The 22,406-nt window shown below is 59.3% G+C and carries 13 protein-coding genes; 11 read left to right on the top strand and 2 right to left on the bottom strand.

Features of this window, described 5'->3' with window-relative positions:
- Nucleotides 1-44 precede the first annotated feature (44 nt).
- Nucleotides 45-1,082, bottom strand: a complete 1,038-nt coding sequence (locus QS713_RS07360) for a PspC domain-containing protein (protein WP_313274016.1) — start codon at nt 1,080-1,082, stop codon at nt 45-47.
- Nucleotides 1,083-1,196: 114 nt separating this feature from the next.
- On the opposite strand from QS713_RS07360, the gene QS713_RS07355 reads away from it, so the two are divergent.
- The 6 genes from QS713_RS07355 to QS713_RS07330 all read left to right on the top strand — a co-directional run bounded on the left by QS713_RS07355 (nt 1,197) and on the right by QS713_RS07330 (nt 10,207).
- Nucleotides 1,197-2,411: an ATP-binding protein gene (locus QS713_RS07355; RefSeq protein ID WP_313274014.1), complete on the top strand. Its 1,215-nt coding sequence runs from the start codon at nt 1,197-1,199 to the stop codon at nt 2,409-2,411.
- Nucleotides 2,408-3,055, top strand: coding sequence for a LuxR C-terminal-related transcriptional regulator (locus tag QS713_RS07350; RefSeq protein ID WP_313274011.1), 648 nt, complete (start codon nt 2,408-2,410; stop codon nt 3,053-3,055). Before QS713_RS07355 ends, QS713_RS07350 begins: the two co-directional genes overlap by 4 nt.
- Before the next feature lie 89 nt (nt 3,056-3,144).
- A complete protein-coding gene (locus QS713_RS07345; RefSeq protein ID WP_376779578.1) occupies nt 3,145-5,763 on the top strand; it encodes a UvrD-helicase domain-containing protein in 2,619 nt (872 codons plus the stop codon).
- A 185-nt stretch (nt 5,764-5,948) separates the two neighbouring features.
- Nucleotides 5,949-7,109, top strand: coding sequence for an ADP-forming succinate--CoA ligase subunit beta (sucC, locus tag QS713_RS07340; protein WP_313274008.1), 1,161 nt, complete (start codon nt 5,949-5,951; stop codon nt 7,107-7,109).
- Between the two features lie 11 nt (nt 7,110-7,120).
- Nucleotides 7,121-8,038 carry a succinate--CoA ligase subunit alpha gene (gene sucD, locus QS713_RS07335; RefSeq protein ID WP_313274005.1) on the top strand — a complete coding sequence of 306 codons (918 nt, stop codon included), beginning with the start codon at nt 7,121-7,123 and terminating at the stop codon, nt 8,036-8,038.
- Between the two features lie 222 nt (nt 8,039-8,260).
- Nucleotides 8,261-10,207, top strand: coding sequence for a cell division protein PerM (locus QS713_RS07330; protein WP_313274003.1), 1,947 nt, complete (start codon nt 8,261-8,263; stop codon nt 10,205-10,207).
- On the opposite strand, the gene QS713_RS07325 is transcribed toward QS713_RS07330, so the two are convergent.
- Nucleotides 10,204-10,761: a TetR/AcrR family transcriptional regulator gene (locus QS713_RS07325; protein WP_313274001.1), complete on the bottom strand. Its 558-nt coding sequence runs from the start codon at nt 10,759-10,761 to the stop codon at nt 10,204-10,206. The genes QS713_RS07330 and QS713_RS07325 overlap by 4 nt on opposite strands.
- A 358-nt stretch (nt 10,762-11,119) precedes the next feature.
- Between QS713_RS07325 and QS713_RS07320 the strand changes: the two genes are divergently transcribed.
- The 5 genes from QS713_RS07320 (at nt 11,120) to pgi (ending at nt 22,380) form a co-directional block, all read left to right on the top strand.
- Nucleotides 11,120-15,601 (top strand): acyl-CoA dehydratase activase-related protein, encoded by a 4,482-nt coding sequence (locus tag QS713_RS07320; protein ID WP_313274000.1) that lies wholly within the window; start codon nt 11,120-11,122, stop codon nt 15,599-15,601.
- 124 nt (nt 15,602-15,725) lie between these two features.
- Nucleotides 15,726-16,943 carry an NADP-dependent isocitrate dehydrogenase gene (locus tag QS713_RS07315; RefSeq protein ID WP_313273997.1) on the top strand — a complete coding sequence of 406 codons (1,218 nt, stop codon included), beginning with the start codon at nt 15,726-15,728 and terminating at the stop codon, nt 16,941-16,943.
- A gap of 150 nt (nt 16,944-17,093) precedes the next feature.
- On the top strand, nt 17,094-18,236 hold the full coding sequence (locus tag QS713_RS07310) for a DNA adenine methylase (protein ID WP_313273995.1): 1,143 nt from the start codon (nt 17,094-17,096) through the stop codon (nt 18,234-18,236).
- A gap of 167 nt (nt 18,237-18,403) precedes the next feature.
- The gene (locus tag QS713_RS07305; RefSeq protein ID WP_313273992.1) at nt 18,404-20,704 is read left to right on the top strand and encodes a 6-phosphofructokinase; all 2,301 of its coding nucleotides are present in this window, start codon (nt 18,404-18,406) and stop codon (nt 20,702-20,704) included.
- 11 nt (nt 20,705-20,715) lie between these two features.
- Nucleotides 20,716-22,380: a glucose-6-phosphate isomerase gene (gene pgi / locus QS713_RS07300; RefSeq protein ID WP_376779577.1), complete on the top strand. Its 1,665-nt coding sequence runs from the start codon at nt 20,716-20,718 to the stop codon at nt 22,378-22,380.
- The last annotated feature ends 26 nt before the right edge of the window (nt 22,381-22,406 follow it).

The raw sequence follows: 22,406 nt of genomic DNA, 5'->3' as shown, positions 1-22,406 counted from the left end.
TGTGCGCGAGGTGAACGCTGCAGTGCACTTGCGGCATAAAATACTTAGGCGCCGGTGAGTGCGATCAATAGTGGAACTGGCACGAGGACCGCGCAGAATACGGTGAGGGCCGTCAGCCACGTACCGGGGAGGCCTTTCAATGCGCGGTACCCCAACGTGGAACCTGCCAAAATGAAACCGGAACCAGCCAGGATCGGCAGGTTGAATGGAGAACTAATGTCGTACCCATCCACGCTGAAGTAAAACTGTGCTGCAAGCACAACCAGGAGCGCACCCGTTATAGCTAAAAACGTGGCTAAACCAGGGCCTTTCCGCGCGCGAACCGGTGGATAATAAGGTGCGTCAGCGTGCCCGTTGGCAACAGTGTTGTGACCAGCCGCAGAATCAGTGGGCGCGTGGAAACCCGCGATATAGTCACCGTCCGCGTTCGTGGGGGCAGCATCCGCATCCCCCGCAGGGGCATTGCTAGCCTGCTGACCCTCAGGTGAAAAAGCAGAATCTGGGCCGTTGAAACCGGTTTGGTTAGGGGCAAAACGATCCCCATACTGGCTGCCTGCATATGGCTGAGCATGGCCACGCGTAAAGTCGCGACCATAGTTAGGAGTAGAACCGCGACGTTTCTTGGAACGGTGCTCCATCACCAGAATAAATACGATAATCGCGCCAATCGGCACCAGCGCGAACCCTAGAATTCGGAACTGGAAAACCGGGGCGAAAGAATCAGACCCGGTAAAAGAAATGTTCAGCGGCGGCAAAATCAGTAGCGCCACGATCCCTAACAGCGCCACGTCCGCATTCCCACGCAGCAGTTCTTGAGCATGAATCCGCCCATCCACCTCCTCGGGTAAAAGGGCCCACGCCGCCGCGTACAACGTGCAAAGCACGGGCGCGAAAAACAAGGCAAGAACCACGCAAACGCCGCGCACAAGGGTAAGGTCCCAACCGTAACGCGCTGAAATGGCGGCGCAAACCCCACCAATCCAACGATCATTCGGCCGACACCAACCCGTGCGCCGCACGGAGTTGAAAAACGCCTCACCGGGAGTAGGCCGATCTTGCTCAAACTCATTACTGCTGTCCATACACTCAATAATGCCCGCAAGCAGGTCATGAAACCATGGGGGAACCCCCTGAATAAACCCTGATTAACCACTAACAACTTCAGCTCCACCCGGAAAACTTGGCATGATAGACCTGTGAACAAAACCAGACCACCCCTACTGCGAACGCGGCGCACCGACCTGAACCGGCCCAAGCCGTGGATAGCCGGGGTAGTGTCTGGGCTATCCATACATTTAGGTGTTTCCGTCAAATCCCTGAGGCTGATTTTCACGCTCCTTGGAATAACCGGCGCGGGGGTTATGCTCTACCTCTGGCTGTGGCTTGGGCTGCCCAGCACCGGAAGTCTCGCCCCCGACCCGTCGCAGCGGATCGCTAAACCACCGGTAGAACAACTCAAACAAAAACGCGTTTCCACCTCCCGGTTGGCGCTGATGGTTGGCGGCGCATTCCTGCTCGTAGCGTTTATAACCGGGGTTGGGCCACTGCTTGGACTCCAGCTGGTCAGTGGCCGGAATGCCGCGATCCTCGCGATCCTAGCGGGCCTCATGCTCATTTGGACGCAAAGCGAACACGTGCGCGCATGGCGGAAAAACCCGCAAGCGGCTGTGCTGGTGGGCTTGGGACTACTACTGCTACTGAGCGGCACCGTGGGGCTCGTGAACGTGTCCGCGTCCCGCTCCGAACTACTGTTCGGCATGGGCGTTGGCGTGGTGATTATCCTGGCGCTCGTGCTGGCATTCTTACCGCCGTGGGTAAAAATGAACCGCGAACTCACAGACACGTCCGTGGCCCGGGCAAAAGAAACACAGCGCGCAGACATTGCCGCGCACCTGCACGACTCTGTGCTGCAAACCCTCACGCTCATAAAAACGCATGCGGACGAACCCGCGCGGGTGCGCGGGCTAGCGTTAGAACAGGAACGGGCCCTGCGATCTTGGCTGTACACTGGGCGCGCCAAACCGGGGGATTCAACCCAGCAACTGCTGCGCAGCGAAGTTGAAAAAATCGAAACCACGTACGGTTGCGAAGTGGAATTGGTGCAAGTGTCCGACGCCAAACCCACCTCAGGGTACCTGGCGGCGGTGTCCGCAGCTGCGGAAGCGGTAAAGAACGCGGTGCGCCACGGGAAACCCCCAATCTCGGTGTACTGCGAGATTTCTTCTGACTCCATGGCCGTGTACGTGCGCGACCGGGGCGCAGGCTTTGACCTCGAAACAGTCCCAGCGGACCGACACGGGGTACGCGAATCCATCATTGGACGGGTCCAACGGGCGGGGGGACGCGCCTCACTGCGCACCCTCACCCCAGGAACAGAAGTGAACATTTCAATGCCGAAGGAGGCCGCGTGAGCTTGCGCGTAGTGATCATCGATGACCACCCACTGGTCCGAGCCGGAGTGCGAAGTGAACTGCAAAAACACCCCCAGCAGGTGGAGGTCGTGGGGGAAGCTGAAGACGTCGATTCGGGCGTGCGATGCGTAGCGGACTTAGAGCCAGACGTGGCGCTACTAGACGTGCACATGCCCGGTGGTAACGGAGGTGGGGGCGCTGAGGTGGCGCGCCGATGCGCAGACGGGCCCACCCGGTTCCTCGCCCTCTCGGTTTCGGACTCCCCAGAGGATGTGGTGGCGGTGATTCGCGCGGGCGCTCGCGGGTATGTCACCAAATCCATCGCTACCGCAGACCTGGTGCAGGCAATCGAACGCGTTGGTTCGGGCGACGCGGCTTTTTCCCCGCGCCTAGCCGGATTTGTGCTAGACGCATTCGGAACCGCGCAAGTGTCGCAAACAGATGAGGAACTGGACCTACTGTCGAAACGCGAGCAGGAAGTGATGCGGCTGATCGCCCGCGGTTTCACATACAAGGAAGTGGCCAGTGAACTGTTTATTTCAATCAAAACAGTAGAAACCCACGTGTCGGCGGTGCTGCGGAAACTCCAGTTATCCAACCGCAACGAACTAACCCGGTGGGCGGCCCGGCGGGGCGTGGTGTGAGCATCGCGGTGTCGTAAGGTAGAGCCGTGATGAATAACGACCGTACTTTCGCTTCGCAACTACCGGGTCTACCGGCCTTGACCGACCAGATGCTCGCCGGGCAGGTTCCCGCGGGTTCACCGGGCCAGTTTTCACCAGAGGCCCTCCAGTTTTCCCCTGAGGCAAATGGTCTGGGCAACGGGATCGCAACCGCTTTCGGTGGGCCAAGCGGGGGAGCGGCGGACCCAGCGGAACTGTTAGAAGGGTTGAACGCCCAGCAGCGCGAGGCCGTGGAGTACAGCGGGGGGCCACTGCTGGTTGTGGCGGGCGCGGGGTCGGGGAAAACCCGGGTGCTCACCCACCGGATCGCCTACCTGCTGCGCACCGGGCGGGCCCAGCCCGGGCAGATCCTCGCGATCACCTTCACCAACAAGGCTGCGGCGGAAATGCGCGAACGCGTCACCCAACTGGTCGGTCCCAACGCGGCACGCATGTGGGTGTTCACCTTCCACGCGGCGTGCGTGAGGATTCTCCGGGAATCTCACGAAGCCGCTGGCCTGCGGTCTACGTTCAGTATCTACGACACGCAAGACTCGCAGCAGCTGTTGAACGTGATCTTAAAAGATAAGCAGGTGGACACCAAACGGTTCGCCGCAAAAATGCTGCGCGGACGCATCTCGGACCTCAAGAACGAACTCATCACAGCCCAGCAGTACGCCAAAACCGCGCCGAACGACCCGATTTCACGAATCGTCGAAGAAGTATATCCGGAATACCAGCGTCGACTAGAGAACGCGAACGCATTAGATTTTGACGACCTCATAATGCGTACGGTGCAGATGCTGCAATCAAAACCCGCGGTGGCGCAGCATTACCGGCGCCGCTTCCAACACGTGCTGGTTGACGAATACCAGGACACGAACCACGCGCAATACGTGCTGATCCGCGAACTCATTGGTGCAGATGAGCAGCAGCAGGGCGAACTCACCGTGGTGGGGGATTCGGACCAGTCAATCTACGCGTTCCGCGGCGCCACAATCCGCAATATTGAGGAGTTTGAAAAAGACTTCCCCGGCGCGCACACCGTGCTGCTAGAACAGAACTACCGGTCTACCCAAAACATTCTGAGCGCCGCTAACGCGGTGATCGCTGCGAATAAGGGGCGGCGGGCGAAAAACCTGTGGACCGGCCGGGGTGATGGAGCGCCCGTAGTGTATGACGCGGCTAATTCCGAACACGACGAAGCCCGGTTTGTGATCGCAGAAATCGACAAGCTCACCGAGTCAACCTACCACTACGGTGATATCGCCGTGTTTTACCGTACTAACGCGCAGTCGCGGGCCCTGGAGGAAATGCTCGTGCGGTCCGGCATTCCCTACCGCGTGGTGGGCGGCACCAAGTTCTATGAACGCAAAGAAATCAAAGACGCGCTCGCCTACCTCGCGTCCATATCCAACCCCGACGACACGGTAGCGCTGCGCCGCATCCTCAACACACCCCGCCGCGGTCTGGGCGCCAAAACGGAACAAACCCTCGTGGCCCACGCCGCTGCCCTCAACGCGAACCTGGGGGATGCGCTGCGTGACGCGTGGGTACAGGCCGGGTGTCCGCGCGGTGAAGGCAGTGAGATTGACCTGGAGGAAACCGCGTGGGCGGATGCGGTGGCGGAAGAAAAAGCGCGTGCTTCCGGACGGGAAATATCACTTACTTCGCGCGCATTAAAACAGGCTGCGCGTTTTTACGGGCTCCTAGTTTCCTTGCGCACGTATGCGGATGCGGGTGCCTCTATCGCCGAGTTGCTCGACGAGGCGATGGAAGCCACCGGGTACCTGGTACAACTTCGAGAATCCGAAGACCCTCAGGACGCTTCTAGGGTGGAAAACTTGGCGGAGCTACATGCGGTGGCGGCAGATTTTAAGAAAACGAATCCGCAAGGTTCGCTCGCGGACTTTTTGGAACGCGTGTCCTTGGTGGCGGATTCGGACCAGGTTGCGGGCGCGGAAGACAGTGGGGAGGTCACCTTGATGACCGTGCACACTGCGAAGGGGCTCGAGTTCCCCGTCGTGTTCGTAACCGGCATGGAAGATGGCACGTTCCCGCACCAGCGTTCCCTGTTGGACGAGTGGGAATTGTCTGAGGAACGGCGCCTCGCGTACGTGGCGTTCACGCGGGCGCGGGAGAAACTCTATTTGACGCGCGCGGCGGTGCGAACCACGTGGGGGACCGCGTCCGATTTACCTCCCTCGCGTTTTCTTGACGACGTTCCGCCCGAGGTTCTGCAGGTGCGCCGTGGGTCCACGCAGATGGACAGTTACCGAACCGGGAGCTCAGGTGGGTCCTTCGGCGGGTTTTCTAACGCCGTCCGGGGGCGCGGCAGCTTCGGCGGTAGCAGCACTGACCCGTGGGAGGATGATTTTGCCCCTGCGATCGGTTCCGGAGGTGGCTTGTCCGCCCGGGGATTCAAACGCGCCGGTAGTCGCGGGCCGCGCGCTGGGATGACGAGTGGAACTGCGGGAGGCGGATTGAAACGCCTGGGGGTGTCGAAGAAAGACGCGGATAAACCCAAGGTCGCATTGAAGGTTGGGGATCGGGTGAAGCACGGTTCCTACGGTGAAGGTACGGTAGTTGGCTTGGAGGGGGCGGGTGCGTCGCAAGTGGCGAAAGTGGATTTCGGTGACGCCAAACCTCGGCGCTTACTGTTGCGTTACGCGCCGATTAAGAAGATCTGACGGGGCCAAAACCTCAAACTGACTATTGTGCTCTAGGCGATACAGATGATTCCCGTTTCTCGTGTGCGAGCTCGGTTGGGACGTTAATCTAGTACTAGATGTCTCGATGTCGAGGTTTTAAGTGACCTGAGGAACATCGTGGTCGCGACACAGAACAGCCCATCCCGGGCGGAAAGGTGAACGGAGTGGATCTCTACGAATACCAGGCTCGTGAGCTATTCAAAAAGCACGCAGTGCCCGTTTTAGATGGCGTTGTCGTGCAAACGCCCCCTGAGGCCGAGCAGGCGTGGTCGACGTTAGGCACCCCCCTGCAGGTTGTGAAAGCGCAGGTGAAAACGGGTGGGCGTGGTAAAGCCGGCGGGGTAAAACTTGCCCGCAGCGCAGATGAAGCCCGCGAGTACGCCGAGCAGATCCTCGGGATGGACATTAAAGGCCACACCGTCCACCGGGTCATGATCGCGGCGGGTGCGGATATTGCACAGGAGTATTACTTCTCAATCCTTCTTGACCGGGCGAACCGCCGGCACCTCGCCATGTGCTCTAAAGAAGGTGGGATGGATATTGAAACGCTCGCGAAGGAACGGCCCGAAGCGCTGGCGAAAGTCCCGCTGGATCCCGCGGTTGGGATTGACGAAGCCAAGGCACTTCAGATTGCTGGTGAAGCCGGGTTCACTGATGAGCAGGCCCGCGAACTAGCGCCCGTGCTGATTAAACTGTGGGAAGCGTACGCGGAAGAAGACGCCACGCTCGTCGAGGTGAACCCGCTGGTGAAAACTGAGCAGGGTGAGGTGATCGCGCTGGATGCCAAAGTGTCGTTGGATGACAATGCGGCGTTCCGCCACCCCGAGCACAGTGAGTACAAAGACACTTCAGCGCAGGACCCGCGTGAACTCATGGCGAAAGAAGCGGGGTTGAACTACGTGCGGCTCGAAGGCGAAGTCGGGATTATTGGCAACGGTGCTGGCCTGGTTATGTCCACGCTCGACGTGGTGGCTTACGCGGGCGAAAGCTTCGGTGTGCGCCCCGCGAACTTCCTCGATATTGGCGGGGGTGCGTCTGCGGAAGTGATGGCTAAAGGACTGGAAGTGATCTTGGGTGATGAGCAGGTTAAGTCCGTTCTTGTGAACGTGTTCGGTGGGATCACGGCTTGCGACCAGGTTGCTAACGGGATCGTGGGTGCACTCGACATGCTGGGAGAGTCGGCAACTAAACCAATAGTGGTGCGGCTCGATGGTAACCGCGTGGAAGAGGGGCGCAAGATTTTACAAGAAGCGAACCACCCGCTGGTGACGATGATTGACACGATGGATGGCGCGGCTGCGAAGGCCGCTGAACTGGCTAAGTAGGAGAGGCGCAGATGTCGATTTTTTTGAGTAAAGAAGACCGCGTGATCGTGCAGGGCATGACGGGTTCGGAAGGCATGAAGCACACGACTCGTATGCTCGCCGCAGGCACCCAAGTGGTGGGTGGGGTGAACCCGCGTAAAGCCGGGCAGATCGTGAAGTTCAATATTGAGCCGTACGGGCTGATGGCGGACCAGGTTGAAGCTGGGGAGCATGAAGTTGAGGTGTTCGGCACTGTTGCCGAGGCGAAGGCTGCGACGGGCGCGCAGGTGTCCGTGGTGTTTGTGCCCCCGCGGTTCGCGAAAGACGCGGTAATCGAGGCGATTGATGCGCAGATGCGCTTAGTTGTGGTGATTACCGAGGGCATCCCGGTGAAGGACGCGGTGGAGTTCCGCCAGCGCGCTGCAGACGCTGGCGTGCAGATCATTGGTCCGAACTGCCCGGGCATTATTTCACCAGAGCAGTCAAACGTGGGGATCACCCCGGCTGACATTACGGCTGCTGGCCCGCTCGGACTCGTGTCTAAATCTGGCACTTTGACGTATCAGCTGATGTACGAGCTGTCCGACCTGGGCTTCACCACGTGCATTGGGATTGGGGGCGACCCGATTATTGGCACCACGCACATTGATGCGTTGCGGGCGTTTGAGGACGACCCAAACACTAAGGCGATTGTGATGATCGGTGAGATCGGTGGGGATGCGGAAGAACGCGCCGCCGAGTTCATTAAGGAGCACGTGAGTAAACCCGTGGTGGCGTACGTCGCGGGATTCACCGCTCCGGAAGGGAAAACCATGGGGCACGCGGGAGCGATTGTCTCTGGTTCTTCTGGCACCGCGCAGGCGAAAAAAGAAGCGCTTGAGGCCGTGGGCGTGAAAGTGGGGAAGACCCCCACGCAAACCGCGCAGCTGGCACGTGAACTTTTGAAATAGTCTAGAACGCGTTAGGTAAGTGGGCGCGGGGAGCGATCCTCGCGCCCACACGCATACCCGCGCTTGCCCTTTTGTTCGGTGGTGGATCCCATTTTCCGCAGCGCGGGATTTTACTTGCGCCCGGTCCGAGGACTTGCCAGCCAGGCTGGGCCGCAGTTCACACGGTGGGTTTCGAAGTGCCTCGGAGTGCCTTGGGTGCAAAAGCTTGGTGAAAAGGCAAAAATGGAGGAGATGTTTGAAACCACCCGCACTCGGCTGCGCCAGTTACGCCAACGCGTCTGGCGCCCTCAGGATCCCAAAAAATCAACCGAAACCGCATCTAAACAAAACGAGGGTTCGGCGGTGCAAACGGAAACTGAACTGGTTGAGCCAGGAACTGAACCGGTCGAGCTAAAAACTGAACTGCTAGAGCCAGAAACTGAGCCGGTAGGGAAGCGGGAAGACAATGTGGGCGCGGCGTTCGAAACCACAGTGAATTTGCAGCGGCCCGAATACGTGATCTCGCTACCTAAAGGGTGGGCGCGCGTGATGGTGGCGGCAATTGAGGCATCGCTGTTCACGTGGGCACTGGGAGCGGGGTTGACGCTGGTCGCGTTCTTGCTCACTGCTAACAACTCGTGGGTGCTGTCGGTGGATTGGAACACGGCGATGAGCACCGGGGCGGACATCGTGGCCCTGGGCTACTTGTCGCCCCTGCGGTTCGCGGGCGTGAACCTCTCGTTCTACCCACTGGGGCTGACGCTCTTGTTCATCCTTATGGGCGTGGTTGGGGTGCGGTATTCGAACGCGATTTCTTCGCGGGTGAGCGCGCTGTTCATCCCGTTCTACACCGTGACGTCTGCCGTGGTGGCGTTCTTCGCCGCCCAGCACGCGCAGGTGTGGCGGGTTGCGTTGGGCGCGGCCCTGGTTGCCACAATCGCGTGGGCGTGGACGGCACGCAAGTCGTTGAGGTCCCTGCGTAGCCCGCGGAGCAAACTACTGGTGCGGGCACTGCGAGATAGCGCGATTGCGTTAGGTGCGACGACCCTGCTGGGCTTGGGATTGGTTTTGTATGCGACGGTTGCCTCGTGGAGCCAGATCGAGGACATTTCTGCCCTGCTGGGGGCAGCGGGTTGGGACCAGGTGTTCGTGTGGCTCGCGCAGATCTTGTATGTGCCGAATGCGATCGCAGCAGCCCTGTCGTGGCTGGCGGGCCCGGGATTTGTGACGTCTGTAGGCGCTGTGCATGCGCCGTCGAAGGTGGTGTCCGCACCGATTCCGGCGATTCCTTGGTTGGGGGCGGTACCTCATGGCACTGTTACCGCGTGGGTCGTTGCGGTACTGATTGTTCTGGGGCTAGTTCTGGGGCTGGTGCACGTGTGGAAGCGCCGCGAATCGTCCCTGGGGGCGCACGCCACCCGGTTGGCAGTGGGGCTGGGTGTGTATGCGGCAGTGATGTTCGCGTGGATGTATGCATCGAACGGCGCATTGTGGAACGGGCAGATGGCTGATTTTGGCCCCCGATCCCTGCTCGGAGCCTTATTCGTGACGCTAGAAGTGGGGGGTGTTGGCGCCGCCGTTTCGCTATTGCTGCACCCCGTTTGTTTAGCGCTTTACCGCCGGGGAGCGCAGGCTGCTGCAGCAAGTTTGAGTGTTGGGTCCAGTAATTTGAAGCATGAGGTTCGCGCTCGCGTGCAGGCTCGGCGCGCCAAGTCCGCGCCGCGGTCAGAAACCACTGCTGCCCCTCAGGAAACGAATTCGCCTAGTGAGCAGGAAGGGCCTCCTTCGCCTGACCCGCAAGATCGCGACGCGGCATCAGCGGAACCGGGCTCGAAGAAGGTTCCAGAAGCTCGTTTTGAGCAGACTCGGGAACCCGCCACTAAGCAGACTCGGGAACCCGCCACTAAGCAGACTCGGGAACTTGAACTCGGGTCAGAGGGTGGCCTGGAAGAGTTGGGTGAGCAGCGGGACGAACAGAAGGGAAAAGCGGACCAACCGGCGGGCTCAGAAAACAACCAGGCGGGGGAAGTCCAGGCAGCCGCACCGGAGAGCGATCAGACCGAGGAAGACCAACCTGAAGCACGGGAAAGTGATAACACCGGAGAAACCCAGGCAGCCGCACCGGAGAGCGATCAGACCGAGGAAGACCAACCTGAAGCACGGGAAAGTGATCAGTTGGGGGAAGCCTAGTTTTTTGCGGCGAATCCCCAGGTGAAGAGGAACTGGACAATCGGGGTGAGGCGGTCGTGGAGTTCGTCCGCGGGGATGGAGGCGAGCGGTTCAATCCGTGCGACGTAGCGCATCATCAGTACTCCCACTAGAGATCCGGCTACGAGCTCAGCTAGAAGCGCCGAATCTTCCCCTAGGGACGCTTCTACTTGCGACAGGATCTGCTCGCGAAAATACTGGTCGAACGTGCGTTGCGTATCCGCATCGTGCATCACCATGCGCAACAGGGTCGCTAAAGTACCGGCGGTAGAGGCCTGCTCCCAGTTCTCTAATGCGGCGGCTATCAGCCGAGAAGCTAACCCATCCACTCCCGGTTCGAGGATTTCCCTCACCTGCTGCGCCGGGTCTTCCGGCAAGGACATGGCTTCTCGAAACAACGCTGCTTTGCTTGGGAAATAATAGGAAGTCATCGCGGGGTCCACACCGGCCTCCCGGGCAATTTTACGCATCGACGCCCGCTGATAATCGTGGGTAGAAAACACGCGGTGTGCGGCCCGCACAATTTCGTCCCTCACCTGGCCCCGAGCCGCCCGCGGCCCCCTTCCAGACCGAGGTGCTCTAGTCGTACGTGGACTCTGTCCAGCTCGAGGTGCTCTAGGTGTACGTGGGCTCTGCCCAGCCCGAGCCGTTTGAGGTTCTTGCCTAGCCCGAGGTGCCCTGGTCGTCCCAGGTTCACGCTCCCTGCCCTCATTTTTCGAAACATGCTTCGTTTCATAATTAGGAGGGGTAGTTTCAACATTCGACATCTCTAATCTCGCTATCTATGCAGCTCAACTACTGTCTGGTAAGGAATAAAACCCTTAATTTCATCATGATTGAAAATAGGTGTGTGCCTCCATAGTGTCACAGTAGGCAACCAGAGGGGCGAAAACGATGGCGAATTCCTTGACCATGAGCAGCAAAACAATCCCGAACGCCTTGCATATTGGCATCGACGTGGGGTCGACAACGGTCAAAGCGGTGGCGATGAACAATACCGGTGAACGCGTGTTCGCAGACTACCGGCGTCACAACGCAGACGTGCGCCGCGAACTTGTGAAACTCCTGCGCGACGTCCTGCAGGACGTGGGGAACACGCCCGCACTAATGGCGGTTACCGGCTCGGGTGGGTTCGCTGTTGCCCAAGCGATGGGCGTTCCCTTTGTGCAAGAGGTAATCGCTGAAACAGAAGCCACCCGCGTGTTCCACCCCGACACGGATGTGATCATCGAGCTCGGGGGTGAGGACGCCAAGCTAACCTACCTGCACCCCACGCCGGAACAGCGCATGAACGGTACGTGCGCCGGGGGAACGGGCGCGTTCATCGACCAGATGGCCACTCTGCTGGACACCGACGCGTCCGGCCTAAACGAGCTGGCTGCCCAAGCGAAAACCCAGTACCCGATCGCCAGCCGCTGCGGTGTATTCGCTAAATCTGACGTGCAGCCCCTGCTCAACCAAGGAGCTGCCCATGCTGACATCGCTGCCTCCGTATTCACCGCTGTGGCCACCCAAACCATCGCAGGCCTGGCCTGTGGGAGGCCGATCCGGGGCAACGTCATGCTCCTGGGTGGGCCCCTGCACTTCCTCCCTGAATTGCGGGAAGCGTACCGCGCGCTGCTCCCTAAAGTGGAGAGCTTCATAACCCCACCGGATGCACAACTGTACGTCGCCCTCGGCGCAGCCCTCATGGCAACGCACACCAAACCGGGGCAAGATCCGCAAACCCCACGTCCCCTCAAAGACCTCATCAAAGACCTGGTACAAGCCGAAGTGGTAGCCGAATCCACGCGCATGCGGCCACTGTTCAAAGACGCGGCAGAACGCCAGGCGTTCGACACCCGCCACGCACAAGAAACCATCGAACAAATCCCCACTTCCCAAGCTCACGGGCGCTGCTGGTTAGGGATCGACGCGGGATCCACAACCATCAAGGCGGTAGTTATTGATGAGCGCGACCGCATCGTGTTCACCCACTACGCTTCCAACGAAGGGGATCCACTGCGCGCCGCCATTGAAATCGTTAAACAAGTGCGGACGCAACTGCCAGAGGACGTGGTGATTGGCCGGTGCTGCTCAACCGGATACGGCGAAGGACTCGTCAAAACCGCCTTGACCATGGACGAAGGCGAAGTGGAAACCATGGCGCACTTTAGGGCTGCGAACTACATGTCGCCCGGCGTTTCCTCTGTAATCGACATCGGTGGGCAAGACATGAAGTACATCCGCATTAAAGACGGCGTGGTGGATTCCATTTCCGTAAACGAGGCTTGCTCCGCCGGATGCGGCTCGTTCCTGCAAACATTCGCCGCCTCCATGGGGGTGAGCGTAGAAGAGTTCGCTAACCTCGCCACGCAATCACCCGCCCCCGTAGATTTGGGGACGCGCTGCACCGTGTTCATGAACTCCTCGGTTAAACAAGCACAAAAAGAGGGGGCGGACACGGGAGCGATCGCCTCCGGCCTATCCTATTCCGTAGTGCGCAACGCACTGTATAAAGTTATAAAACTAAAATCCCCCGAAGATCTGGGCGAAAAAGTAGTTGTTCAAGGCGGCACCTTCCTCAACGACGCCGTGCTGCGCGCCTTCGAGCTGCTCACCGGCCGGCAAGTAGTTAGGCCCAACATCGCGGGCCTCATGGGGGCGTACGGGGCGGCCCTCACGGCCAAAAACCACGACGACGGCACGGGCGTGTCCTCACTGGTGCAGTTAGAGGACCTCAAGAATTTCCAAGTGGAAACCACCCGCAAAACCTGCCGACTGTGCCAAAACCACTGCAACATGACGATCTCAACGTTCTCAAACGGGGAACGGCACGTGTCTGGGAACCGGTGTGAACGCGGTGCCTCCCTGGAGCGGATCCCAAAGAAATCCGAACTTCCGAACCTGTACGAATGGAAGTACAAACGCATGTTCGGATACCGGCGGCTGCGTGAAAAAGACGCGTACCGCGGCGACATGGGGGTGCCGCGCGTGCTGGGAATGTACGAAGACTACCCACTGTGGTTCACCGTGCTCACTAAACTCGGGTTCCGCGTGATGATTTCGGGGCGGTCAAACCACGAACTGTTCGAACGCGGGATGGAATCCATTCCGTCCGAGAACGTGTGCTACCCCGCTAAACTTGCGCACGGGCATATCGAAAGTCTGCTCGATAAGGGGCTGAAGAACATCTTCTACCCGTGCGTGAACTACAACCAGAAAAAAGACAGCCACGACGCGAACTTCAACTGCCCCATCGTCGCCACCTACCCGGAAGTGCTGCGGCACAACATGGAATCGCTCGCGGACGGACGGGCGAATTTCATTAGTCCGTATATGAATCTAGATAACCGTGAGGCCATGGCCCGGCAACTAGTGAAAGCGCTCGCGCCGTGGGATGTGGAACTAGAAGAAGCGCTGGCCGCGATCGAAGCGGGGTTTGAGGAACAAGAGGCGGTGCGCTGCGAAATCGCGCAGAAGGGGCGGGAAACGCTCGAGTGGATGCGCGAACACGACACGCGCGGCATCGTTCTGGCGGGCCGCCCATACCACTTGGACCCCGAGATTAACCACGGGATACCCGAGGTCATCGTGGGCTTGGGGATGGCGGTGCTCACCGAGGATTCAGTTATGGATCAGCGGTTAGCACGCCCTATTCGGGTGCGGGACCAGTGGACGTACCACTCGCGGTTGTACGAAGCGTCCGCCACCGTGTCCATGAGCCCGGATCTGCAGCTGGTTCAACTAACCAGTTTCGGCTGCGGCTTAGACGCGGTCACTGCCGAGCAAGTGCAAGAGATCTTGCAGCAAAACGGTGATATCTTCACCCAGCTGAAGATCGACGAAGTGTCCAACCTGGGGGCGGCAAAGATCCGGTTGCGTTCCCTAGACGCTGCCGCGGCCGAACGCGCCACCTCCTCCCAGGTGCTGGCCACGTATCCAGCTGGGAAAGGACGTGAGGACGGGGTTCCGTCCCCACTGGTACACACTGATTACGACCCGGTTGAGTTCTCGAAGCGGATGCGCGATGAAAACTGGGAAGTCTTGGTACCCCAAATGGCGCCCATCCAGTTCCGACTCGCCGAAGTGGCGTTGCGCAAAGCCGGCTATAACGTGCGGCTTTTAGAGCAAACCACCCCGGAGTCGAACGAACTGGGGTTGAAGTTCGTTAACAACGACGCCTGCTACCCCGCGATCGTGGTGATTGGACAACTGATCGACGAGCTGGAGTCCGGGCGGGTAGACCCCAACCGGGTTGCGGTTGCGATCTCACAAACCGGGGGTATGTGCCGCGCCACCAACTACGCGTCACTGCTACGCAAAGGGTTGCGCGACGCCGGTTACGGGCAAGTGCCCGTCCTGCCCGTCTCACTGCAGTCAGTGGAGAAGGCCTCCGGGTTCTCCCTCACTCCCGGGATTGTGCACTCCGTTATCCAATCGATCGTCATGGGTGATGCGCTGCAGACCATGGTGTTGCGCACCCGCCCGTACGAAGTGGAACCCGGATCCGTGATGGCCCTGTACGAGCGGTGGAACACGCTGATGCGCTCTTGGCTTGCCTCTGGCCGGGCCGGTGAGTTCGGACGCATTCGCTACAGCCGCCTAATCGCCCAGTGCGTAAGCGAGTTCGACAACCTTCCGATCGCCGGGCCGCGCAAACCCAGAGTCGGCTTAGTGGGCGAGATCCTCGTGAAATTCCACCCCTACGCGAACAACCACGCGGTCGGCACCATTGAAGACGAAGGCTGCGAAGCCGTCCTCCCCGGACTGCTGCAGTTCTTCCAATCCGCCATGTCAGACGGCGATTGGCGGGCAGAAAACATGGGTGAGACCGGTGGGCGCCGCCTGAAAAAACTCGTGCTCGCAGCCCTGTCACTGTACGAACGCCCGGTGCGCAAAGCGTTTGCGAAAACCAACGGGAAGTTCGAAGCCTCCACCCCGATCGACCAGATGGCTAAACGCGCCGCTGATATCGCGCCTCAAGGCCTGCAGGCGGGGGAGGGCTGGTACCTGGTCGGAGAAATGATGGACATGATCGAAAACGGGTGCCCCAATATTATTTGTGCGCAACCGTTCGCGTGTCTTCCGAACCACGTGGTGGGGAAAGGCATGTTCCGTCCGCTGCGGAAGAAGTATCCGCAAGCAAACATTGTGGGGATAGATTATGACCCGGGCGCGTCCGCAGTGAACCAACTGAACCGCATTAAACTCATGATTTCGACTGCGCTCATGGCCGACGGGTCGCTGCAGTGGGATGAGGCGGCGGTGGAAGCGCAGCCTGCGACTAAACCTGGAGCGGTGCCCGCATGTGGAGCTGCGTGTGGATGCGCTCCAGCGGGGCGCGCGGCCGGCCCGGTGGCAATTGGTATGCCGAGTGTGCGCAGCGCCCGCTAGTGGTTCAAAACCCCAAAAAGTATCTTGATGTCGAGTAATCTTGAGGTGTGTCCGAATGTGTCACTGATGGTTTACCCGCAGTAACACGCTATGCCTAGTTAGGGATGCTGGAGTTAGGAGAGCCATGTCGAAGATCAAGGTAGCAGGCCCAGTAGTGGAGCTTGACGGCGACGAGATGACGCGCATCATGTGGCAGTTCATCAAAGACCGCATGATCCACCCGTACCTCGATATCGATCTGAAATACTACGACCTCGGGATTGAAAACCGCGACGCCACGAACGACCAGGTGACGATCGATGCGGCGAACGCGATCAAAGAACACGGAGTGGGCGTCAAATGCGCCACCATCACGCCAGACGAGGCACGTGTCAAAGAGTTCGACCTCAAAGAGATGTGGAAGAGCCCGAACGGAACTATCCGCAACATCCTCGGGGGCGTAGTGTTCCGCGAGCCCATCATCATTTCGAACGTTCCCCGCCTCGTGCCGAACTGGACGAAACCCATTGTGATTGGCCGTCATGCGCACGGCGACCAGTACAAGGCCACTGATTTTAAAGTTCCCGGCGCAGGTACCGTAACTTTGACGTTCACCCCAGAAGATGGCAGTGAACCAATTCAGCATGAGGTAGTGAAGATGCCTGAGGGCGGTGGCGTCACAATGGGCATGTACAACTTCAATGAGTCAATCAAAGACTTCGCCCGCGCATCCTTCACCTACGGTCTGCAGCGCGGATACCCCGTGTTCCTGTCGACGAAGAATACGATCCTCAAGGCCTACGACGGGGCGTTCAAAGATATTTTCCAGGATATTTATGACTCCGAGTTCAAAGAGGAGTTTGAAAAAGCGGGGTTAACGTACGAGCACCGGCTGATTGACGACATGGTGGCCTCGTCCCTCAGGTGGGAAGGTGGCTACGTGTGGGCGTGTAAGAACTACGATGGGGACGTGCAGTCTGACACGGTGGCCCAAGGGTTCGGGTCGCTGGGGCTGATGACGTCCGTGCTGATGACGCCCGATGGGAAAACTGTGGAAGCGGAGGCCGCGCACGGCACGGTGACCCGCCACTACCGTCGTCACCAAAAAGGGGAACCGACTTCCACCAACCCCATCGCGTCGATTTTCGCTTGGACCGGGGGGCTGAAGCACCGAGGTAAACTCGACTCCACCCCGGAAGTTACGGGTTTCGCCCAAACCCTGGAGGACGTGATCATTAAGACCGTTGAGGGCGGGCAGATGACTAAGGACTTGGCGCGACTCATCGGGCCGGACCAGGAGTGGTTAACGACCGAGCAGTTCCTGCAGGCGCTAGACGAGAACTTGCAGGCACGGTTGAAGTAACGCGCAGCAAAACGAGGTTGCATCGCCACCCGCGAGCCATCATCTAAGATGGAGCGGGTGGCGTTCGCGTGAGCCAACGGGGTGCGGCGCCCCGCCGGAATAAACGAGCGTGGCACACGCCAGGTGTGCGAGCACGGTTTTGTAGGCACCATGCTGGCAGCGCAGGCACGGCAGGTGCAGGCGAACGAAAAATTCGTAACTTATGGAAGGGCGGACTTGTTCAAGTACTTAGGGTCAAAGCGGCGGCTTGTGCCCGCACTGGCACAGATTGCGCAGACCTTGGGTGCCGAAACGGCGGTGGACCTTTTCACCGGAACCACGCGGGTTGCGCAAGCGTTTAAAAAACTCGGGATCCACACCACCGCCTGTGACATCGCCACCTATTCGCACGTGCTGGCGCAAACTTACGTGCAAACTGACGCGCGCTCGCTCGACATGCGTGCGTTAGAAAAAGCCGTGGAGCAACTCAATGCCCTCGAGGGCAAAGACGGGTACGTGACTGACACGTTTTGTAAAAAGGCGCGGTATTTTCAACCCAAGAACGGGCGACGAATAGATGCGATTCGCGACCAGATTGAACACCGGTACGCTGGCACTGAGCTGTATCCGATCTTGCTGACTTCCCTGATGGAAGCTGCGGACCGGGTGGATTCCACAACGGGGGTGCAGATGGCGTACTTGAAACAGTGGGCGGCGCGGGCTTACCGCGATATGCATCTGCGGATCCCACATTTGCTGCCCGGTGGCGGCCGAGCCGTGCGAGGTGACGCCATGCGGCTCGTGGACGAACTGGAGCCCGTGGACCTCATGTACCTGGATCCGCCGTACAACCAGCACCGGTACTTTACGAACTACCACATTTGGGAAACACTGGTGCGTTGGGATGCGCCGCAAACCTACGGGGTTGCCATGAAACGCGTGGACGCGCGCGAAGACGCAACGAAATCTGTGTTCAACTCAAAACCGCGGATGAAACGCGCGTTCTTCGATCTTTTAGGCCGCGCTCGCGCCCGCACCCTGGTGGTGTCGTACAACGACGAATCTTGGATTGAAGCAGATGAAATGCGAACGCACCTAAAAAATGTTGGGTTCGAAGACGTCGCTATGCTCGCATTCGACTACAACCGGTACGTGGGGGCGAAAATCGGGATCCACAGCCCCACTGGTAAGCGGGTGGGGAAAGTGTCGCATACGCGCTGTAAAGAATGGGTTTTTGTGGCGGGGCCGCGCCAGCAGGTACAGCGGATCCGTGGGCTCAAAGGAATCGTGCCCGCAGGTGCGCCGCATCCGTAACCGCAACGCATAGTGAGGGACGTTAGCCCGAAATCCAGCGTGAGTACACCACAGGATTATTTTGAAACTTAAGAATTTTGTGTTGGGGATCGCGCATGAGGCACTGGGTTCGACATAATGGTGTGGGGCGCCTGGAAGGTAGCCGGGCGCATAACCGAAGGGGTGCTATGTCGAAGGTTCAAACACGCGCAGCAAAACCAGACGGGAAGAAACGCATTGGGATCCTCACTTCGGGTGGGGATGCGCAAGGCATGAACGCCGCGGTGCGGGCTGTTACTCGCACTACCCTCGAACTTGGTGGGCAGCCGTACGCGATCCTCGAAGGGTGGCAGGGCGCCGTGGATGGGGGCGATGGGATCCGGCAGATGCACTGGTCGGACGTGTCCTCGATCCTCAACGAAGGTGGCACTGTGATCGGTACTGCGCGGTGCGCTGCGTTTCGGCAACGCGAAGGGCTGCGGGCGGCGTGCAAGAATTTGATTGAACGCGGCATTGACCGACTCGTGGTGATCGGTGGGGACGGGACCCTCACGGGTACGAACGAGTTCCGGGAAGAATGGCCATCACTCGTGCAGGAACTGGTGGTGGATGGGCAGATCACAGAGCAGACCGCGCAGGCCCACCCGCAGCTGATGATCGTGGGGCTGGTGGGGTCGATTGATAATGACCTCGTTGGATCCGACATGACGATCGGAACCGACTCGGCGTTAACTCGGATCTTGGAGGCCATGGACGATATCGCTTCCACCGCTGCCTCCCACCAGCGCACATTCGTTATTGAGGTGATGGGGCGGCACTGCGGGTACCTCCCCCTCATGGCCGCGGTTGCGGGGGGCGCCGACTACGTGTTCACCCCAGAGAATCCCCCCTCCTCAGAATGGGCGGCAGACTTAGCGCAAAAACTACGGAAAGGCCGGGCGGCGGGCCGGCGCGATTCCATAGTGATCGTTGCCGAAGGAGCTCAAGACGCGGATGGGAACCGCATCACGTCCCGCGATGTGGAGCAGGCAATCAAAGATGAACTGCAACTGGACGCGCGCATCACCATTTTGGGGCACGTGCAACGCGGGGGTACCCCATCGGCGTACGACCGGTGGATGCCCACCCTCATGGGGTACGGGGCGGCGCAAGAACTCATGGACGCTAACCCGAACGATCCGGCTTACATAATTGGGGTGCGGCACAACCGGCTCACCCGCATTCCCCTCATGGAAGCGGTAGAGGCAACCCGTAACGTTTCCGCCCTCGTGAAAGACAAGCAGTTCGACCAGGCCATTCGCGCACGCGGAGTTTCGTTCACCCAAATGGTGCGCGTTAATGAAGTGCTTTCCACACCTCCTCAAGATCTTGAGGGCGTGCCCGAGGGGGCGAAACGCGTGGGGATTTTGCACGTCGGTGGGCTTGCGCCAGGGATGAACACGGCGGCTCGGACGGCGGTGCGTGCCGGGTTGGAAGCCGGAATGGAGATGGTGGGAATCCACGGTTCATTCCAGGGCCTCATGGATTCTAACGTGCAGACCCTTAAGTGGTCGGATGTGGAAGGTTGGGCATTCAAAGGGGGTGCGCAGCTGGGAACGCGCCGGCACATTCCGAAACTGGAGGAGTTCTACGCGCTGGGGCGGGCGATAGAGAATAACCGCATTGACGCCCTGCTGGTAATCGGTGGTTTCAACGCGTACCTGGCGGTGTACAACATGGTGTCGGAACGCGACCGATACCCCGCGTTCAACATTCCGATGATGCTGGTGCCCGCCACGATCGATAACAACCTGCCGGGTTCTGAACTGTCTATCGGGGCGGACACGGCGTTGAACAATGCGGTGTGGGCGCTGGATCGGATTAAAGAATCCGCGGCCGCGTCTAAACGCTGCTTTGTGGCGGACACGATGGGGCGCCGCTGCGGGTACCTGGCTTTAATGGCAGGCCTGGCCAGTGGGGCTGAGAAAGTGTATTTGAATGAGCAGCCGCAGGATTTAGCGTCGATTAGTGAGGACGCGCAGAATCTGAAAGAGAGCTTCCAAAATGGACGCCGCCTCCTCCTTGCGGTGCGTAACGAGGACGCGCACCCGCGGTACAACCGGGAGTTTTTAGCGCGCGTGTTCCTGTCTGAAGGGGAGGGGCTTTACGATGTGCGCCATTCCGCGTTGGGACACATGCAGCAGGGTGGGGCCCCGTCTGCGTTCGACCGGATTTTAGCGACCCGCTTGGTGTTCAACGCGATTGGTGAACTAGCGCAGCTGCTGGCGCGGGGAGAGAAGCAGGCGCTTTATATTGGGCAAAGTGGGGGAACGATTCGTTCCCACCCGGTTACGCACATGTTAGATGAGATAGATTTAGAGGCGAGGAGACCCATTAGCCAATGGTGGATGGGTTTGGCACCGGTTGTGCCCGTGGTGTCGATGCCGGGGGTTAAACGTAAACCCGCGCGCATTCCGATTGGTGACCCGGTTTCGTTAACGCCATATTAGAGAGGATATTGATCGTGAACATTGTGGATCCCACGAAGTTGGAGGCGTGGCAGGCCTTGAAGCAGAAGGCAGCGCAGTTTACGCCGAACTTGCGGGAGTGGTTCGAGCAGGACCCGCAGCGGTACCAGAAGTTCAGTTTTGATGCTGCTGATTTGCATGTGGATTTGTCGAAGAATCTGGTGGATGACGAGCTGGTGGAGTTGCTGACGGATTTGGCGCGCCAAGTGGATTTGGAGGGCCATCGGGAAGCGATGCTGCGTGGGGAGCACATTAATGTGACGGAGGACCGCGCGGTTTTACACACGGCGTTGCGCCTTCCAGCGGATGCGCAGTTGCGGGTGGATGGTCAGAATGTGGTTTCGGATGTTCATGAGGAATTGGCGCGGATCTACGCGTTTGCTAACCAGATCCGCAATGGGGAACGCAAGGGTGTTACGGGTAAGTTAATTAAGACGGTTGTGAACATCGGGATCGGTGGTTCAGACCTGGGGCCCGTGATGGTGTATGAGGCGTTGAAACCCTATGCGAGCAAGGGGATGGATGCGCGTTACATTTCTAATATTGATCCCCAGGATGCGGCGGAGAAGCTGGCGGATTTGAATCCGGAAACCACGTTGGTGCTGGTAGCTTCGAAGACGTTCACGACGTTGGAGACGCTGACGAACGCGCGGGTGGTGCGCGGCTGGCTGTTGGATTCGTTGCGGAAGGTAGATCCGGAAGTTGATGAAGCACAGGCGGTGCGGTCGCATTTCGCGGCGGTTTCCACGGCGCTGGATAAGGTGGAGGCCTTTGGGATTGACCCGCAGAACGCGTTTGGGTTCTGGGATTGGGTTGGCGGCCGCTACTCGGTGGACTCGGCTGTGGGCACGTCCTTGGCGATCGTGTTTGGGCCGGATGTGTTCCGTGAGTTCTTGGCGGGCTTCCACGCGATGGATGAGCATTTCAAATCCGCACCGCTGGAACAGAACGTGCCTGTGCTCATGGGGCTGTTGAATGTTTGGTACACCAACTTTTTGGGTGCGCATTCGCATGCGGTGCTGCCGTACTCGCAGTACCTGCATCGGTTCCCCGCGTATTTGCAGCAGCTCACCATGGAGTCGAACGGTAAGGGCGTGCGGGCAGATGGCAGCCCGGTTACGTACGATACGGGGGAAGTGTTCTGGGGGGAGCCAGGTACTAACGGTCAGCACGCGTTCTTCCAGTTGATTCACCAGGGGACGCGGCTGATTCCGGCGGACTTCATTGCGTTTGCGAACACGAAGGCGCCGTACCGTGATGGGGATGCAGACATGCACGAACTATTCTTGTCGAACTTCTTTGCGCAGACCCGGGCGTTGGCGTTCGGGAAGACCGCGAGCGAGGTGCGGGCAGAAGGCACGGATGAGGCGATTGTACCGGCCCGGGTGTTTGCGGGTAACCGGCCGACCACGTCCATTATGGCGCGGCGTTTGGATGCGCGGACGCTGGGAGAGTTGATCGCACTTTACGAGCACATCACGTTCACGCAAGGCGTTGTGTGGGGCATTGATTCGTTCGACCAGTGGGGCGTTGAGCTGGGTAAGCAGCTTGCCAAAGAACTTACGCCCGCGGTGGGGGGCGATGAGTCGGTGATTGACCAGCAGGATAGTTCCACTGCCGGGTTGATTCACTACTACTTGGAGAAGCGGGATAACTAGGACCACTTTCGCGCTCTCGAACTGAG

This window comes from Gleimia hominis (genome assembly GCF_032085515.1).
Classification (GTDB): domain Bacteria; phylum Actinomycetota; class Actinomycetes; order Actinomycetales; family Actinomycetaceae; genus Gleimia; species Gleimia hominis.
The sequence above is the reverse complement of the archived record's forward strand: the minus strand, read 5'-3'. Positions and strand labels throughout refer to the sequence as shown.